The sequence below is a fragment of the Streptomyces sp. NPDC044064 genome (assembly GCF_056434245.1).
This window is the reverse complement of sequence record NZ_JBWKFN010000010.1, coordinates 247503-265105: the sequence shown is the minus strand read 5'-3', so window position 1 is coordinate 265105 and position 17603 is coordinate 247503. Positions and strand designations below refer to the sequence as shown.

The window sequence follows — 17603 nt, the reverse complement described above, 5'->3', positions numbered from 1 at the left end:
GGGTGCGCGGGAGGCCGCACGGGCGCCACGGGACTCAGGTGCGCCGTGAGCCGTGGATGCGTCGTGGGACTCGGGTGCCCCGGAGGCGGCACGGGCGCCACGGGCCTCGGGCGCGTCGGACTCGGGTGCGCGGGAGGCCGCACGGGCGCCACGGGACTCAGGTGCGCCGTGAGCCGTGGATGCGTCGTGGGACTCGGGTGCCCCGGAGGCGGCACGGGCACCGCGGGACTCCGGCGCGTCGTCGGCCTCGGGCCGCTCGGTGGCGTGGGAGGTCTCGGAGTCGGGCGGTGTGTCCGGGAGCAGGAGCTCCATCGTCGTCTCGGCGAAGGTCTCCACCGGCTCCTTCGGGCGGGTCACCGATTCCCCGGTGGCCTGCTCGTCGGGCTCCGGCCTGGTGTGGGCCTGGGCCTCCAGGTCCTCCGCTTCGCGGGCGAGCTTCTCCGCCAGCGCCACCAGCGGGTCCGTGTCCTTGTCCGGGTCCTTGGCGCGGGCGGGCAGGACGTTGGAGTTGGCCTCGGCGTCCGCGCCGGGGAAGGAGACGGTCTGGGTGGAGTCCGGGAGTCCGGCCGAGGGCGGGACCGCCGCCGCGGAGGCCTCGGCCAGGAGGGACTGCGGCAGCACGACGACCGCCGCCACCCCGCCCTGCTTCTGCTCGCGCAGCTGGACGCGGACACCGTGCCGGTGGGCGAGGCGGGCCACGACGTACAGGCCGAGACCGAGGCCGGCCTCGCCCTCCTGGTCGTACGGCGAGGCGGGGTCGAAGTCGGTGAGGCGGGCGTTGAGGCGGTCGAGCCGGTCGCCCGCCAGGCCGATGCCCTCGTCCTGGACGGAGAGCATGACCTCGCCGGATTCGAGGAGCCAGCCGGAGACCTCGACGGGCAGGTCCGGCGGGGAGAACGAGGTGGCGTTCTCCATGAGTTCCGCGAGCAGGTGGGAGAGGTCGTCGGCCGCGAAGCCCGCCACATGGGCGTGCGGGGGCAGGGCGGCGATGCGGACGCGCTCGTAGCGTTCGATCTCGCTGACCGCCGCCCGTACGACGTCCACCAGCGGGACCGGGCCGTGGTGCTGCTGGACGTGCTCGGTGCCGGCGAGGACCAGGAGGTTCTCGCTGTGGCGGCGCATCACCGTGGCGAAGTGGTCGAGCTTGAAGAGGGTGGCGAGCCGCTCGGGGTCCTGTTCGCGCTCCTCCAGGCCCTCGATGACCGCCAGCTGGCGCTCAACCAGCCCCAGGGTGCGCAGGGCGAGGTTGACGAACGTACCGCCGATGCTGCCGCGCAGCCGCTCCAGCTGGGCGGCCGACTCGTCGAGCTCGGCGCGCAGCTCCTCGCGGGCGTCGGCCATCTTCTGCCGCTGGCCCACCAGGTGCTTGCGGTCGGTCTCCAGGGTGGTGACCCGCTCGTGCGCGGCGGCGGTCTGCTCGTGCAGGGCGACCGCGTGCGCGTGCAGGGCGTTGACCGAGCGGACGACCTGGGCGAACTCGTCGTTGCGGCCGGTGAAGGCGATCGGTTCCTGGGTGACCGGGTCCTCTGCCTCGGCCAGCCGGGCCGAGCCACGGCGCAGGACCGACAGCGGGCGGGTGAGGGTGCGGGCCATGGCGGTGGCGACGCCCACGGCGACCAGCATCAGGACACCGAGGGCGGCGATGCGGATCTCCAGGGCGGTGACGTCGTCGTCCCGGAGCCCCGCGAGGTCCTTGGTGCGGTGTTCGTAGAGGGCCGACTCGGCGCCCCGCATCAGGTCGACACGGGCGGACAGGGCCGCGTCCAGCTTCTTGACGCTGGTGGTCGACTCGCTGCCGGTGAACGTCGGCTGGTCGGTGAGGGCGGCCAGGTACTTCTCCGCCGAGTTGACCTCGGGGCCGGTGACCGTGGAGTCGTACGAGGCCACCGCCGCCTTGGGGGCTGTCTCGCGGAAGTCGGCGAGGGCCGCGTCGGCGCGCAGGCGGGCCTGCTGGGCGGCGGCGGTGAGCGCGTCGCGCTGCTTGCGGTCCGCCTCGTTCGGGGTGGTGGTCGTGACGGGCAGACCGGTGGTGGGGCTGATCACCGTCTGGGTGGTGGACGGGATGTTCAGCGCGGCCAGCAGCAGGCCGCGGGCGGCCGCGGACTGCTGGACGGCGGAGTCCAGTTCGGCGAGGGAGTGGGCGCCCGAGCCGGCCCGCGGGGGCAGCCGGTCGGCGAGGTCGTCGGCGAGCCGGTGCAGTTCGCTGACGGTGGCCGAGTACGCCTGGTGGGTCTGCAGCGCGTTCGTCTTGCCGGTGAGGGCGGCGCGCCGGACGGCCGCGATGGCGTCGAGGTCGGTGCGCAGCGCTGCCGGGGCGTCGGTGTCGGCGCGCAGGTCGTCGACCTGGCGGTCGACGCGGGCGCTGCGCTGCTCGGAGGGCGCCTTGGCCTTGGGGCGGCCGGCGGCGATGTAGGCCGTGACCTCGTCGCGTTCGTCGGCGAGCGAGTGGGCGAGCGCGAGCGCGTCCTGCGTGCGGGCCGCCAGCGTCACCAGGTCCTGCGAGTCGCCCAGGTCCTGGGAGGCGGTCAGCAGCGCGGGGGCTCCCGCTCCTGCGATGGCCGCGGCGACCACGGCCACGGCGACGATCAGCCGGGTGCGCACATGAGTGGGGCGGCCGGTGCCCACGGGGGTCTGCTCGGCGGCCCCCTCGGGGGCCGTCTGCTTGTCTGTGCGCCGAGGCCGCTTCATCTGCACCGGTGCTCGCATTCCTGAACTCGTCTACCCAAGGGCCCGGGTGGCGCCCCGTGATCTCGGTACCAAGTGGTGCGTACACCCCCGGTTCGTACGGTTCCCGACCCTCCCAGCGCCGGTGGGCAGGGGCCGTCCATCACCTGACCCGCCACCCGAAGGAGTGAACATCGGAGGGGAGTTGACGGGCAAGTTCCTGTGGCGTGTGCAGGGCCCTTGTGCGGTGGGCCGGTTGGACGCGCGGGTCAGGCTTTGGCAGTATTCGCCACCACGTCTTTCCAGAGCGTGTCATTTACCCCCAAACCAGGCGCCTGACCTGCGGAGCCGTGCCAATTCGGCGGTGCTTGCCAGCCTTTGGCGAAGCCTGTGAAGGGGTCGTGCAGACTGGCCGAATGCGCACTGATCTCGTTTCGGAAGCCGGCGACCCGACCCGACCCAACGAGGACTTCGCCGGAGTCGGACTACCCGCGTCCGGTCAGGGGGGTTGTGTGATCTTGCTGGACGGAGTGACACCACCGCGGGACGGGACGGGGTGTCTGCATTCGGTCCCCTGGTTCACGGCGCGACTCGGCGGCGCGCTGACCGAACTGACCGTTTCCGGGCGAGATCTGACGCTCCCGGAGATTCTCTCGGGGGCGATCGCCCGGACCGCGGAGGCCCACGCGCGCACCTGTGAGCTTTCTCACCCGCGAACCCCCCAGGCGACAGTGGTCCTGACCCGCTGGTCCGACGAGACCGTGGAGTACCTGGTCCTGTCCGACTCCGTCCTGCTCCTGCAGTCCCCCGACGGCGCGGTCACCCCGGTCCTGGACGACCGGCTCGACCGGCTGCCCCGCTCGGCGCTGGCCACCGACGCCCTGATCGACGCGCATCTGCGCAACAAGGAGGGCGGCTTCTTCACGGCCGCCGCCGACCCCTCGGTCGCCTCCCGTGCGGTCACCGGCACTCTTCCGCGGCACGAGGTGCGGGCCCTGGCCGCCCTGACGGACGGTGCGACCCGCTGGACGGAGAAGTTCCACGAGGGCGACTGGACGGCCTTGCTCGGCCTCGTCGCCAAGGAGGGCCCCCGCGCCCTGGTCGAGCGGGTACGGGAGCTGGAGCTTGCGGACCGGGAGGAGCGGGCGTTCCTCGGCCGCAGCAAGACGCACGACGACGCGACGGCGGTGTACGTCGAGCTCTAGGGACTGCCGGACAGGCCCCAGGACCTCCGGAGCGCCGGCTACTTCTCCATGACGGTGTTCAACTGGTGGAGCAGGCGCGCCAGTTCGGCCACCTCCAGGCGGTCCCAGTGAGCCAGCTGGCTGACGTACCGGGCGCGGCGGGCCTCGCGGACCTTGCCGACGCGGCCGCGGCCCTCGTCGGTCAGGGTCACCAGCCAGGCGCGGCCGTCGGCGGGGTCGGGCTCGCGGGCGATCAGGCCCAGCTCCTCCAGGGCGCGCAGCTGGCGGGACATGGTGGCCTTGCCGACGCCGATGTAGGCGGCGAGCTCGGTGGCGCGCTGGCCGCCGAGTTCGTCGAGGCGGATGAGCAGGCCGTACGCGGAGGACTCCAGGTCCGGGTGGACCTCGCGGGCCATCTCGCCCTGGTTCGCCCGGGCGCGCCGGAGCAACACGGTCAACTCGCGCTCCAGCGCCAGGAATTCCTGGTCTGCACCACTCGGCGTCACCTGGTCGGTGACCCGATGCCCGCCGCCGTTTCCGTCCTCGTGCACGTCAGCACCCCTGATCGGTTTCGCTGTCCTGAAAGTTTCTGTCGAACGCCGCCGTTGCCGCAGCTCCGTAAGTATTTCGCAGGCGTAGACCAACGGCAGCCTCCGGACCCCCTTCCCACGCCGTCATCTACGTGCGTAGCTTCTTTAGCAGGCAATCAATGGCATGCCCACGCCAGTGGATCAGCGGTCACTCCACGGTCCCCCCACCACACTCCTCGGAGGCACGTCATGCCCGTGCACAGACCCGGTTCCCCCCGCCCGCGTCCCCTCGCCGTTCTGGTCACCGCCGTGCTGGCGGCGGTCTCCCTGGCCTTCCCCCTCACCACCGCCCAGGCCGCGAGCACGCCCAGCCGCGGTTCGGCGTACATGGGCATGGGAGTCCTCGCCCACGACGGACAGAACGGCACCCCGTCCACCGGTGACGCCACCCAGACCGAGGGCGTCGACGTCGCCGGCTACCAGGGCAACGTCGCCTGGAGCACGCTGTGGAACAGCGGCGTCCGCTGGGCCTACACGAAGGCCACGGAGGGCACGTACTACACGAACCCCTACTTCGCGCAGCAGTACAACGGCTCGTACAACGTCGGCATGATCCGCGGCGCGTACCACTTCGCGACCCCGGACACCACGAGCGGCGCCACCCAGGCGAACTACTTCGTCGACCACGGCGGCGGCTGGTCCCGCGACGGCAAGACCCTGCCCGGCGCCCTCGACATCGAGTGGAACCCGTACGGCGCCGCCTGCTACGGCAAGTCCGCCAGTGCGATGGTCGGCTGGATCGCCGACTTCCTGAACACCTACAAGGCGCGGACGGGCCGGTACCCCGTGATCTACACGGCCACCAGCTGGTGGACCCAGTGCACCGGCAACTACGGCGGCTTCGCCGTGAACAACCCGCTGTGGATCGCCCGCTACGCCTCGGACCCGGGGACGCTGCCCGCGGGCTGGTCGTACTACACGATGTGGCAGTACACCTCCTCCGGCCCGACCGTCGGGGACCACGACAAGTTCAATGGAGCGCTGGACCGGGTGGTGGCGCTGGCCAACGGCTAGCCGCCGCTGAGCGGGTGCGGCGGCCGTCCCCGCGGGCGGCCGCCGTGCGCTGCGTTGGTGCTCCGCGCCGGCCGGGATCATGCTGGTCAGGAGAGGAGCCTGCCGAGCAAGGGCGAGATGAGCGGCGATGGAGCGACAGTCGACGTACACGGCCACGGCCACCATCGATGAGCAGGGCATCCTGACCGGCTGGAGCGAAGGCGCCCAGCGGCTGCTCGGCCACGAGGCCTCGGAGGTCGTCGGACGGCCCGCGTCCGCGCTGCTCGCCGCGGAGGCCGGATCGGCCCGCCGGATCCTGGCCGGGCGCGACCGGTGGAACGGCACCGTGCCCCTGCGGCACCAGGACGGCCGGCGCCTGGAGCAGGGGCTCCTCGCCCACCGCCGGACGTCGGGCACCGGGGCCGTCGACTGGCTCGTGGTGACCGCCGTGGCGGACCGGCCCCAGCCGCCCCGGGGCGAACCGCTGGAGGAGTGGACGTTCATCCAGTCCCCCTTCCCGCTGGCGATCTTCGACACCGAGCAGCGCCTGATGCGTGCCAACCGCCGCCTGGAACGTGCCCTGTCCCTGCCCGAGGCGGCGATGCGCGGGCTGCGCCTGACCCATATCTCGCCCGGTCCCGCGAGCGAGGAGGCCGACCGGTCGATGCACCAGGTGCTGGAGACCGGCGAGCCCCAGGAGGTACGGACCGGCGTCGTCCCGGATCTGGACCTGCCCACCGTTCTGACCCCGCTCAAGGACGGCACCGGCAGGGTGCGCGCCGTCTGCCTCGCGGCGCACCGGCACGCCGCGGAGTCCGCCCGCCGGGGCACCGGGGGCGAGACCGGCGCGCACCCGGGCACGGCTCCCGACCTCGGGCGGGCCGCGCAGGAGCTGGCCGAGGCCACGGTCCCCCGGCTCGCGGACTTCATGGCCGTGGACCTGCTCGACGCCCCGCGCTCCGCGGCCGACTCCGTCGACATGGGCCCGGTGGTCCTGCGCCGGGCCGTGCTGCGCGCCGTCCCGGACGACGCCGTGAGTTCCTCCGGGACCGGGGTGGGCCAGGCGATCGCCTACGAACCGGGCTCGCCCCCGGCGGACTGCCTGGCCTCGGGCAACGCCGTCCTCTACGACACCTCGGACCCGGTGGTCGCGGCGTGGGCGGCCGTGGACCCGGCGGCCGCGTGGCTGCGCGCGTACGCCACGCGCGCGCTGATGCTGGTGCCGGTGCTCGCCGAGGGCAGCACCCTCGGGGTCGCCCTCTTCGGCCGCCACCGGCGCACCGAGCCGTTCGGCCCGGAGGATCTGCGGATCGCCGAGGACCTCACGGCACAAGCGGCCACCGGCCTGCACAGCGACCGCCGGCACGCCCGCGCCCGCACCACCACCATGTCCCTGCAGCGCAGTCTGCTCCCGCACACGCTGCCCGACCAGGCGGCCCTGGAGGTCGCCACCCGGTATCTGCCCGCGGCCACCAAGGCCGGTGTGGGCGGCGACTGGTTCGACGTGATCCCGCTGTCCGGGGCGCGGGTCGCCCTGGTCGTCGGCGATGTCGTCGGCCACGGCATCCGCGCCTCCGCCACCATGGGCCGGCTGCGGACCGCCGTGCGCACCCTGGCCGACGTCGACCTGCCCGCGGACGAGCTGCTCACCCACCTCGACGACCTCGTCCTGCGGCTGGCCGCCGACGAGGGCAGCGCCGACCCGGCGGCCGAGACCGCCGGGGGCATCGGCACCACCTGTCTGTACGCGGTCTACGACCCGGTCTCACGCCACTGCACGCTCGCCCGGGCCGGCCATCCGCCGCCCGCCGTGGTCACCCCGGACGGCACCGTCCGCTTCATCGACGTCCCCCCCGGTCCGCCGCTGGGGCTCGGCGGCCTGCCCTTCGAGGCCTTCGAGACCGAAATTCCCGAGGGCAGCCTGCTCGCCCTCTACACCGACGGGCTGCTGGAGGCCCGCGACCACGACATCGACGAGGCGCTGGACAAGCTGTTCGGCGCGCTCGGCCGCCCGGCGCCGACGCTGGACGCGGTGTGCGACCGGGTGCTGACCGAGCTGCTGAGCCACCGCCCCGACGACGACATCGCCCTGCTCGTCGCCCGCACCCGGGCACTGCACGCCGACCGGGTCGCCGCCTGGGAGCTGGACAGCGATCCCTCCGTGGTGGCCCGGGCCCGCAAGCACACGAGCGACCAGCTGAGCCGCTGGGGACTCGACGAGGCCGCCTTCACCACCGAGCTGATGGTCAGCGAGCTGGTCACCAACGCCATCCGCTACGGCCGCCCGCCCATCCAGCTCCGGCTCATCCACCAGGACTCCACCCTCATCTGCGAGGTCTACGACTCCAGCGGCACCACCCCGCACATGCGGCGCGCCCGGATCTTCGACGAAGGCGGCCGGGGCCTGCTGCTGGTCGCCCAGCTCGCCAAGCGCTGGGGCACCCGGCACGACCGGGTGGGCAAGACCGTGTGGGCGGAGCAGTCACTGACCCCGAGCTGACATGGGACTGCCCCGCCGGGGAGGGGCGGGGCAGTGAGCGGTCGGCTTTCTCTGTGTTCGTTTTCTCCAGGTACGGTTGACGATCTTCTGTGCTCAGTTGACGACCACGTCCGGCGGAGCGGGCGCGTCCTGGCCGGTGGTGCCGCCGCTGTCCTGACCGGGGTCCGGGGCCGCGGGTCCGGGGTCGGCCGGGTGATCCGGCGGGGCGGGCGTCGCCGGTGTGGAGGTGCTGCCTGTGTCCCCACCGGACGGGTCCGGCTTGTGGTCGGGGCACGGCGGGCCGTCGCTGCCGTTGGTGCCGGTGCCGTTGCGGCCGTTCGTGCCCTTGCCGCCGCACGAGCCCCTGCCGCGGCCACCGGTGCCTCCGGTGCCGGTACCGCCCGGAGCCGTGCAGATCGTGGCGTCACCGCCGGTGCCGTTGCCGCCGTTGCCCCCCGTGGCGTTGCCGGCCTGGCAGGAGTCGTGGTCGTCGTGGTGCCCGTCCCCGTGATCGCCGTGCTTCTTGCCGTGGTCGTCCTTGTGGTGATCGTCGCTCTTCTTGTGGTCCTTGCTGCCGTGGTCGTCGTGCTTCGCCGAAGCGGTCACGCTGTACGGCGCGGGGGCGGCGAAGGCGGCGCCTGCGGGGATCAGGACTGCGCCGAGGGGGAACAGGAGGGAGGCGGCGGCCACGGCCAGGCTGCTCTTGCGGACGTTGCGGATCATGGGGGGAGGTGCCGTTTCTTGAGGGGGGTGGTCGGGATTGCGGGGGGGGTGGGGGCTCGTGGCCGGTGGCCGGTGACCGGGTGGCGCGGCCGCTGACCGCGCCACCCGGATCCGCCGTCGCTCACTCGCTGCTGTCAGCGAGGCGGGCCTCAGTTGGCAGTGGCGTCACCTCCGTTGCCGCCGGTCGCGTCGCCACCACCGTTGCTCGTGGCATTACCGCCGTCACCACCGGTCGCGTCGCCCTTGCCGTTGCTCGTGGCATTACCGCCGTCACCACCGGTCGCATCACCCTTGCCGTTGCTCGTGGCATTGCCGCCGTCACCACCGGTCGCATCACCCTTGCCATTGCTCGTGGCATTGCCACCGTCACCACCGGTCGCATCACCCTTGCCATTGCTCGTGGCATTACCGCCGTCACCACCGGTCGCATCACCCTTGCCATTGCTCGTGGCATTACCGCCGTCACCGCCGGTCGCATCACCCTTACCGTTACTAGTGGCATTACCGCCGTCACCGCCGGTCGCATCACCCTTGCCATTGCTCGTGGCATTACCGCCGTTGCCGCCGGTCGCGTTGCCCTTCTTGGCCTTCTTGTGGTGGTTACCGTCGTGCTTGTCGTGGTGCTTGGCCACCAGCGTGACGGCCGACGACTCGTGCGCCGGGGCGGCCGAGGCGGCGGTGGCCGGGAGAATGATTCCGCCGGCGACGACCACTGCCGAGGCAACGATCGTGGAGAGGCGGAGACCACGCTTGGTACGGACGGACTCACGGTTCTCGTCGATGCGCTTCATGACTTTCTCCTACTTGATTCGGGGCCCTTTTTCGGTTTCCGGTTTCTCCGGTGGGGCCGTGCTTCAAGTAGGCCGGAATGCCGGCACGCGGTCATGTTCCGAGGACTCGGGACTTGACGAAGAGGAAAGCACCGGGTATTCAGCGCGGCGCGCCTAGGACGCCGGTCCCCCGAGGACCGGGCCGGCCCAGCCGGGCGGGGCCGGCGGTGCGGGCGGGGCGGGCACCGGGTCGGCAGCGGGGACGGCGTCGGCAGCGGGGAGGGCGTCGGTCGCACGGGCGTCCACCTGCGTGGGCGTACGGCGCTGCGGGCCGCAGTCGGCCAGGGCTGCGCGCAGGGCCGCGACGAACTCCAGGCAGGTGCCGTACCGGTCGTCCGGGGCCTTGGCCAGCGCCCTGCACAGGATGGCGTCGGCGGCCGCCGGGATCCCGTCCCGTTCCTCGCTCAGCAGGGGCGGCGGGTCGTACTGGTGCGCCCACAGCAGCTCCAGGTCGTCGTCCCGGCGGAAGGGCGGCGCGCCCGCGAGGGTCTCGTAGACGACACAGGCCAGGCTGTAGAGATCGGATCTGCCGTCCACGGGGCGGCCCGCGACCCGCTCCGGCGCCACGTAGTCGAGGGTGCCGACGAACTCTCCCGCGGTGGTGAACCCGGTGAGTGACAGGGACTTCTTCGCCAGCCCGAAGTCGGTGAGGTAGACGTGCTCGGGGTGGTCGCTGTCGACACCCTTGGTGACCAGGACGTTGCCGGGCTTGACGTCCCGGTGCACCAGATCGTGCTCGTGGGCCGCGTCGAGCGCGGACGCCAGCTGGGCGGCGATGCGCAGCGCGGCCGGCACGGAGAGCGGGCCGTCCCGGTCGAGCACGGCACGCAGGTCCATTCCGTGCACGAAGCACATCGCGATGTACAGGATCCCGTCGGTCTCGCCGGCCTCGAAGACAGGCACGATGTGCGGGTGCTCGATGGCCGCGGCCACCCGTGATTCCTGGGTGAAGCGGCGGCGGAAGGCGTCGTTGCGGGTGTACTCGGGGGCGAGGAGTTTCAGGGCGACGGTACGGCCGAGGCGCAGATCCTTGGCGCAGTACACGACGGCCATGCCACCGCGGCCCAGCTCGCGCTCCACGCGGTAGCCGGCGATCTCCGTCCCGATCGGGCCGGAGGGTTGCACCACCTGCCCACTCACGCCTGAATTCTATCCAGTTGATCCATATGTGCGCTTGTCCACGGCCGCGCTCGTCCACGGCACGGCGAAGGCCCGGGCCTCCCTCACGGGACCCGGGCCTCGCCTCATCCGGTCACGTCCGTCACGCCGCGACCGGAACCTCCGGTGCCGCGCCGTTCGTGGCGGGCGCGAGCGCCAGCTCCAGGACCTGACGGACGTCGGTCACGGCGTGGACGTCGAGCTTGTCCAGCACCTCGGCCGGGACGTCGTCCAGGTCGGGTTCGTTGCGCTTGGGGATGATCACGGTGGTCACCCCGGCGCGGTGGGCGGCGAGCAGCTTCTGCTTCACACCGCCGATGGGCAGCACCCGGCCGGTCAGCGACACCTCGCCGGTCATCGCCACGTCGGTGCGGACCAGCCGGCCGGAGAGCAGGGACGCGAGGGCCGTGGTCATCGTGATGCCCGCGCTCGGTCCGTCCTTCGGGACCGCGCCCGCCGGGAAGTGGATGTGCACGCCCCGGTCCTTCAGGTCGGCCACCGGCAGCTCCAGTTCGGCGCCGTGGCTGCGCAGGAAGCTCAGCGCGATCTGCGCCGACTCCTTCATCACGTCGCCCAGCTGACCGGTCAGGGTCAGCCCCGCCGCACCCGTCTCCGGGTCGGCGAGGGACGCCTCGACGAAGAGGACGTCACCACCGGCTCCGGTGACCGCGAGACCGGTCGCCACGCCCGGCACGGACGTACGGCGCTCGGCCGGGTCCTGGGCGGACTCGGGCACGTGGTGCGGACGCCCGATCAGCGCGCGGAGATCCTCGTCCCGGACGGTGAACGGCAGCTTCCGCTCGCCGAGTTCGTGCTGGGCCGCGACCTTGCGCAGCAGCCGTGCGATGGACCGCTCCAGGGTGCGCACGCCCGCCTCGCGGGTGTACTCGCCGGCGAGCCTGCGCAGCGCGCTCTCGTCGATCGTGACCTCGTCCTCGGCCAGGCCGGTCCGCTCCAGCTGACGCGGGAGCAGGTGGTCACGGGCGATGACGACCTTCTCGTCCTCGGTGTAGCCGTCCAGCCGGACGATCTCCATACGGTCGGCGAGCGCCTCCGGGATGGCCTCCAGAACGTTGGCGGTGGCGAGGAAGACCACGTCGGACAGGTCCAGTTCGACCTCCAGGTAGTGGTCCCGGAAGGTGTGGTTCTGGGCCGGGTCCAGCACCTCCAGCAGGGCCGCGGCCGGGTCGCCCCGGTAGTCGGACCCCACCTTGTCGATCTCGTCCAGCAGGACCACGGGGTTCATCGACCCCGCCTCCTTGATGGCACGCACGACCCGGCCGGGCAGCGCGCCGACGTACGTACGCCGGTGACCGCGGATCTCCGCCTCGTCCCGGACGCCACCGAGGGCGACCCGGACGAACTTGCGCCCCATGGCGTGGGCGACACTCTCGCCCAGGCTGGTCTTTCCGACACCAGGCGGCCCGACCAGAGCCAGCACGGCCCCGCCGCGCCGCCCGCCGATGACACCGAGGCCGCGCTCACTGCGCCGCTTGCGCACCGCCAGGTACTCGGTGATGCGCTCCTTCACGTCCTCCAGGCCCGCGTGCTCGGCGTCCAGGATCGCCCTGGCGCCCTGGATGTCGGCGGAGGCGCTGTCATCGGTCCGCTCGTTCCACGGCATCTCCAGGACCGTGTCCAGCCAGGTGCGGATCCACGAGCCCTCGGGCGACTGGTCGGAGGACCGCTCCAGCTTGTCGACCTCCTTGAGGGCGGCCTCGCGGACCTTCTCCGGCAGGTCGGCGGCCTCCACACGGGCGCGGTAGTCGTCGGACTCCTCGCCGTCCTGATCGCCGTTCAGCTCGCGCAGCTCCTTGCGGACGGCCTCGAGCTGACGCCGCAGCAGGAACTCGCGCTGCTGCTTGTCGACGCCCTCCTGGACGTCCTTGGCGATGGTCTCGGCCACGTCCTGCTCGGCGAGGTGGTCGCGCAGCTGCTGCGCGGCGAGCCTGAGCCGGGCCACCGGGTCGGCGGTCTCCAGCAGCTCGACCTTCTGCTCGGTGGTGAGGAAGGGCGAGTACCCGGAGTTGTCGGCGAGCGCGGAGACGTCGTCGATGGCCTGGACGCGGTCCACGACCTGCCAGGCGCCGCGCTTCTTCAGCCAGCTGGTGGCAAGGGCCTTGTACTCCTTGACGAGTTCGGCGGCATGCCCGGGCAGCGGGTCCGGCACGGTCTCGTCGACCCGCGCGCCCTCGACCCACAGCGCGGCACCGGGACCCGTCGTACCGGCACCGATCCGCACCCGGCCGCGGCCGCGGATCAGGGCCCCCGGGTCGCCGTCGGCCAGCCGGCCGACCTGCTCGACCGTGCCCAGCACACCGGTCTTGGCGTACGTGCCGTCGATGCGCGGCACCAGCAGAACCTTGGGCTTCCCGGGCTCCGACCGGGCGGCGGCCTGCGCGGCCTCCACCGCGGCCCGCACCTCGGCGTCGCTCAGGTCCAGCGGAACCACCATCCCGGGCAGCACGACCTCGTCGTCGAGCGGCAGCACGGGCAACACGAGCGTGAACGCCGTGGACTCAGCAGCCATGATCTCCCCTTAGGCAGTCAACTTGAGCTATGCCGACTCAATGCACGGCGCTCCGCCAATGTTCCCGGGTCCCTGTTCGCTGTGAGCGATCGACCGGCGACCCTGGTGTTGTCGCAGGCCAGAGGTGATGTCGGTGGGGCCTGCCAGGATGCCCGGACATCGGCACGAACGGGGAGGCCGCATGGGCACCTGGGACACGGGCCCCTTCGGCAACGACACCGCCGCGGACTGGTGCGACGGTCTCGACGACGCGTCAGCGGACGGGCGCGCACGATTGGTTCACGACGCGCTGGTGCGAGCCGTCGGATGCGCGAGCTGCTCCTGCCGCCCTCGGAGGGGGAACAGCTCAGCCCGTACCGACCGTACGGCCCAGGAAGGCCGGCAGGCGGATGTGCGGGGGCGCGTCCGACGGGGCGGGGACCTGTGGGCCGAAAACGCCCGGCATCCTGTGGGCGTCCGTAACGCCGTTCACTTCGACCGCCCGTTCGATCCGCGTCACCGCATCGGTCATACGGACACCGGGGAATTCGCCTGGAGGCGCCAGCGCCGCACCAGCGGCCAGCCGGCGATGCCGATGGCCAGGGCGATCAGGTGGCCCCAGTTGGTCATCGGGTCGTGGAAGGCGATCAGGTCGTCGAGGAGCGTGCTCGCGACCAGGGCGAGGAGGGGCCAGCGGACCCAGGGGGTGAGCAGGCCGGACAGGGCGCCGATGCTGCCGGCGACGCCGAAGCTGATGCCGTAGTCGAGACGGTGCAGGGAGGTGTCCGGGAGGTGGCCGAACAGGACCGCGAGGCCCACCGGGACTTCGGTCGCGAGGGTGGCCAGGACGTGGCCCGCCAGGAACACACAGGCCGCCCGGGCACCTCCTATCCGCCGCTCCAGCGCGGTGAGCACCAGTACGAACGCACCCGCGTACGGCGACACGACGCCGCCCGCGATCCACAGCGCGCTCGTCAGCAGCACCAGCACCGGTGTGCGCACCAGGTGGGCGACGTCGGTGCTGGAGCCCTGGTACAGCGTGTGCATCAGGGCGGGGTCGGCCCAGGCCGCCACCAGCGAGGTGAGGGCGAGGAGGGCCGCGTAGGAGAAGGTGAACGGGGTGCCGGTGGGGGTCGGCAGGAGGTACCAGGACCGGAAGGAGGGGCGGGGCGCCGCAGTCGCCGGGGCCGGCGTCGCGGCAGGGGCGGGCAGCTCGCGTTGGCGTGGGACCCCGTCGAGCAGGCCGGCGACATCCGGCAGGGAGTCGGCGGGAAGGGGCGTGCCCGAGGGCGGGGGCGTGGCCGTCGCAGGCCCGGTCACGGTCCGTTCCACGCTGAGGCGCTCCTTCCGTCGCGCCCCACCCTTCGTGTTCCCGCGGCCCCTGTCTATGACCGACGCCACGCGAGAGCGGATTCACAGCAACCTCAGAGGCTCCAAACGCGTCCGCCCCCGCCGCGCGGCCCGCTCCCGCCACTCCTCGAACTCCAGGACGAACGCCAGGACGAGCTCCGGTCGGCGCGCGCGAGGCGCGCGGTGGCGGCGCGCGACGGCATCAGGTCCGCACCGCCCCGCCACCCGTGACACCCGTGTCACCCGCGGGTTCGTGGTCAATTCCCGTGAACGCAGGGCCTCGTTCAAGCAGGATGAGCGTATGACTGCCGTCTACGACACTCCTGTGGTCCTGGACCGTCGCGAAGGCCCGTACGGGGAGGTGGTGCTGCGCAGGCACGGCGACTTGTTGCAGATCATCGCCAACGGGTGCTTCCTCATGGACACCTCCGACGGCCGCTCGGAGCGGCTGCTGGTCGACGCCGCGTACGACGCCCTGGACGGGCGCCCGGCGCCGGACGTGCTGATCGGCGGACTGGGGGTGGGATTCTCGCTCGCACACGCCGCGGCGGATCCCGGCAGGTGGGGCCGGATCACGGTCGTCGAGCGGGAGCCGGCCGTCGTGGACTGGCACCGGGGCGACGGACCCCTGTCGGCCGTCTCCGCGCACGCGCTCGCCGATCCCCGTACCGAGATCGTCGAAGCCGATCTCGTCACTTACGTCAAAGAGACATCGGACACGTTCGACGCCCTGTGTCTCGACATCGACAACGGTCCCGGCTGGACCGTCACCGAGGACAACGACGACCTCTACTCGTCGTCCGGACTCGCGGCGTGTGCAAGGGTGTTGAGGCCGGGCGGGGTGTTGGCGGTATGGTCTGCCGAACCCTCTCCGGAATTTGAAGGAACCATGCGGAATGCCGGGTTCCGTCAGGTGCGTACCGAAGAGGTCCCCGTTGCCCGGGGCGTTCCGGACGCCGTACACCTCGCCGTCCGACCTGGATAGCGACGGCGCGGTGAGTCCCCGTAATGTGCTGCCCTGACGCCGATCATTCAAGCGTCAATCGCAGTCATGGGATCACCCCACGGATTCCGGAAAGCAACAGGGGCGGGCGATGGAGCAGACACACACCTCCCAGACCGGCGCGGCCACGACGACCCAGGGCGCGCAGCGCCGTGTGCTGGTCGTCGAGGACGATCCGACGATCGTCGACGCCATCGCGGCCCGGCTCCGCGCCGAGGGATTCCTCGTGCAGACCGCGTCGGATGGTCCTGCGGCGGTCGACACGGCCGAGGCCTGGCAGCCCGACCTGCTGATCCTCGACATCATGCTGCCCGGCTTCGACGGCCTGGAGGTCTGCCGGCGCGTACAGGCCCAGCGCCCGGTGCCGGTGCTGATGCTCACCGCGCGGGACGACGAGACGGACATGCTGGTCGGGCTCGGCGTCGGCGCCGACGACTACATGACCAAGCCCTTCTCCATGCGGGAGCTGGCCGCGCGGGTGCACGTCCTGCTGCGGCGCGTGGAGCGGGCGGCCATCGCCGCGTCCACGCCCCGCTCGGGCATCCTGCGCCTCGGCGAGCTGGAGATCGACCACGCACAGCGCCGGGTGCGGGTGAAGTCCGAGGACGTCCACCTCACGCCCACCGAGTTCGACCTGCTGGTGTGCCTGGCGAACACCCCGCGCGCGGTGCTCTCCCGGGAGCAGCTGCTGGCCGAGGTGTGGGACTGGGCGGACGCGTCGGGCACACGGACCGTGGACAGCCACATCAAGGCCCTGCGACGGAAGATCGGCGCCGAGCGGATCCGCACGGTGCACGGCGTGGGCTACGCGCTGGAGACACCGACGCCATGAGCGAAGGGCGGGAGGCCGCACGGAGGAGCCGCGGGGAGGACCCCTGGGGTGGCGTACGCCCGTTCTCGATCAAGACCAAGCTGGGCGCGCTCGTCGTCATCTCGGTGCTGATCACCACAGGTCTCTCGATCGTCGCGGTGCACACGAAGACGGAGCTTCGCTTCATCACGGTCTTCTCGATGATCGCCACACTGCTGATAACGCAGTTCGTGGCCCATTCACTCACCGCGCCGCTGGACGAGATGAATCTGGTGGCCCGCTCGATCTCGCAGGGCGACTACACCCGCCGGGTCCGCGAGAACCGCCGCGACGAGCTGGGCGACCTGGCCCAGACGATCAACCTCATGGCCGACGAGCTGGAGGCGCAGGACCGCCAGCGCAAGGAGCTGGTGGCGAACGTCTCGCACGAGCTGCGCACCCCGATCGCGGGCCTGCGCGCGGTGCTGGAGAACATCGTCGACGGTGTCACCGAGGCCGACCCGGAGACCATGCGGACGGCCCTGAAACAGACCGAGCGGCTCGGCCGGCTCGTCGAGACCCTGCTGGACCTCTCCCGGCTCGACAACGGCGTCGTACCGCTGAAGCTGCGCCGCTTCGAGGTGTGGCCGTACCTGTCGGGCGTACTGAAGGAGGCCAACATGGTCGCCTCCGCGCGCGCGGGCATGGCCTCCGGATCCGGCAGCCACACGCGCACGGACGTACATCTGCACCTGGACGTCTCCCCACCGGAGCTGACCGCGCGCGCGGACCCCGAGCGCATCCACCAGGTCGTCGCCAACCTGATCGACAACGCGGTCAAGCACAGCCCGCCGCACGGGCGGGTCACCGTGAAGGCGCGGCGCGGGCCGCAGCCGGAGTCGCTGGAGCTCGAGGTGCTGGACGAGGGGCCCGGAATCCCCAGGTCCGAGTGGCACCGGGTGTTCGAGCGGTTCAACCGCGGCTCGGTGAGCCGGCCGCACGGTCCGGGCAGCGACGGCGGCACCGGGCTCGGCCTCGCGATCGCCCGGTGGGCGGTCGATCTGCACAACGGCCGAATCGGTGTGGCCGAATCCGACCGGGGCTGCAGGATCATCGTCACTCTTCCGGGACTGACTTCCGTCCCAAGTTGACGTAAAGTCCGAACCGGAGCCACAAGATCCACGTGCGTCCCCGCAGTCGGACACGTGTGATCAGGCACAGGCCCGCGACGCGCACCGCAGTCGGTCGCGCCGGGCCCCGCTCGGCGATCCCGCACACCCCGGCCCACATCCGGAACCACGCTTGTTTCCCGCCATATCAAGCCCTGAAA

General features: G+C 72.0%; 14 protein-coding genes and 1 pseudogene. 7 read left to right on the top strand and 8 right to left on the bottom strand.

The window, feature by feature from the left end; translation table 11 throughout:
- The coding region (locus tag AC07DS_RS18815) for a sensor histidine kinase (protein WP_479146717.1) at nucleotides 1-2694 on the bottom strand (2694 nt) is incomplete at its 3' end.
- Nucleotides 2695-3080: 386 nt separating this feature from the next.
- Between AC07DS_RS18815 and AC07DS_RS18810 the strand changes: the two genes are divergently transcribed.
- A complete protein-coding gene (locus tag AC07DS_RS18810; protein ID WP_479146642.1) occupies nucleotides 3081-3869 on the top strand; it encodes a hypothetical protein in 789 nt (262 codons plus the stop codon).
- A 38-nt stretch (nucleotides 3870-3907) separates the two neighbouring features.
- Here AC07DS_RS18810 and AC07DS_RS18805 read toward each other — a convergent pair whose 3' ends face one another.
- Nucleotides 3908-4399: a MarR family winged helix-turn-helix transcriptional regulator gene (locus AC07DS_RS18805; RefSeq protein ID WP_479146640.1), complete on the bottom strand. Its 492-nt coding sequence runs from the start codon at nucleotides 4397-4399 to the stop codon at nucleotides 3908-3910.
- Between the two features lie 228 nt (nucleotides 4400-4627).
- Between AC07DS_RS18805 and AC07DS_RS18800 the strand changes: the two genes are divergently transcribed.
- Together AC07DS_RS18800 and AC07DS_RS18795 are read left to right on the top strand one after the other, a co-directional pair.
- A complete protein-coding gene (locus AC07DS_RS18800) occupies nucleotides 4628-5452 on the top strand; it encodes a lysozyme (protein ID WP_479146638.1) in 825 nt (274 codons plus the stop codon).
- Between the two features lie 127 nt (nucleotides 5453-5579).
- Nucleotides 5580-7931 carry an ATP-binding SpoIIE family protein phosphatase gene (locus tag AC07DS_RS18795; RefSeq protein ID WP_479146636.1) on the top strand — a complete coding sequence of 784 codons (2352 nt, stop codon included), beginning with the start codon at nucleotides 5580-5582 and terminating at the stop codon, nucleotides 7929-7931.
- Nucleotides 7932-8024: 93 nt separating this feature from the next.
- Here AC07DS_RS18795 and AC07DS_RS18790 read toward each other — a convergent pair whose 3' ends face one another.
- The 4 genes from AC07DS_RS18790 to lon all read right to left on the bottom strand — a co-directional run bounded on the left by AC07DS_RS18790 (nucleotide 8025) and on the right by lon (nucleotide 13151).
- The gene (locus AC07DS_RS18790) at nucleotides 8025-8633 is read right to left on the bottom strand and encodes a hypothetical protein (RefSeq protein WP_479146634.1); all 609 of its coding nucleotides are present in this window, start codon (nucleotides 8631-8633) and stop codon (nucleotides 8025-8027) included.
- 149 nt (nucleotides 8634-8782) lie between these two features.
- Complete coding sequence (locus AC07DS_RS18785; RefSeq protein WP_479146632.1) at nucleotides 8783-9424, bottom strand: hypothetical protein; 642 nt, start codon at nucleotides 9422-9424, stop codon at nucleotides 8783-8785.
- Nucleotides 9425-9577: 153 nt separating this feature from the next.
- Nucleotides 9578-10603, bottom strand: coding sequence for a serine/threonine-protein kinase (locus AC07DS_RS18780; RefSeq protein WP_479146630.1), 1026 nt, complete (start codon nucleotides 10601-10603; stop codon nucleotides 9578-9580).
- A 121-nt stretch (nucleotides 10604-10724) separates the two neighbouring features.
- Nucleotides 10725-13151 (bottom strand): endopeptidase La, encoded by a 2427-nt coding sequence (gene lon, locus AC07DS_RS18775; RefSeq protein ID WP_479146628.1) that lies wholly within the window; start codon nucleotides 13149-13151, stop codon nucleotides 10725-10727.
- 127 nt (nucleotides 13152-13278) lie between these two features.
- Between lon and AC07DS_RS18770 the strand changes: the two are divergent.
- Nucleotides 13279-13440 (top strand): annotated as a pseudogene (locus tag AC07DS_RS18770) (DUF4259 domain-containing protein); the annotation flags it as partial.
- A gap of 57 nt (nucleotides 13441-13497) precedes the next feature.
- On the opposite strand, the gene AC07DS_RS18765 reads toward AC07DS_RS18770, so the two are convergent.
- Both AC07DS_RS18765 and AC07DS_RS18760 read right to left on the bottom strand, forming a co-directional pair.
- Nucleotides 13498-13662 carry a hypothetical protein gene (locus AC07DS_RS18765; RefSeq protein WP_479146722.1) on the bottom strand — a complete coding sequence of 55 codons (165 nt, stop codon included), beginning with the start codon at nucleotides 13660-13662 and terminating at the stop codon, nucleotides 13498-13500.
- Nucleotides 13659-14462: a rhomboid-like protein gene (locus AC07DS_RS18760; protein WP_479146626.1), complete on the bottom strand. Its 804-nt coding sequence runs from the start codon at nucleotides 14460-14462 to the stop codon at nucleotides 13659-13661. The genes AC07DS_RS18765 and AC07DS_RS18760 overlap by 4 nt, the downstream gene beginning before the upstream one ends.
- Nucleotides 14463-14781: 319 nt before the next feature.
- Between AC07DS_RS18760 and AC07DS_RS18755 the strand changes: the two genes are divergently transcribed.
- The 3 genes from AC07DS_RS18755 (at nucleotide 14782) to AC07DS_RS18745 (ending at nucleotide 17424) form a co-directional block, all read left to right on the top strand.
- Nucleotides 14782-15465 (top strand): spermine/spermidine synthase domain-containing protein, encoded by a 684-nt coding sequence (locus AC07DS_RS18755; protein ID WP_479146624.1) that lies wholly within the window; start codon nucleotides 14782-14784, stop codon nucleotides 15463-15465.
- A gap of 109 nt (nucleotides 15466-15574) precedes the next feature.
- Nucleotides 15575-16315 (top strand): response regulator transcription factor, encoded by a 741-nt coding sequence (locus AC07DS_RS18750; RefSeq protein ID WP_145883083.1) that lies wholly within the window; start codon nucleotides 15575-15577, stop codon nucleotides 16313-16315.
- Nucleotides 16312-17424 (top strand): HAMP domain-containing sensor histidine kinase, encoded by a 1113-nt coding sequence (locus AC07DS_RS18745; RefSeq protein WP_479146622.1) that lies wholly within the window; start codon nucleotides 16312-16314, stop codon nucleotides 17422-17424. The genes AC07DS_RS18750 and AC07DS_RS18745 overlap by 4 nt, the downstream gene beginning before the upstream one ends.
- Nucleotides 17425-17603: the final 179 nt, after the last annotated feature.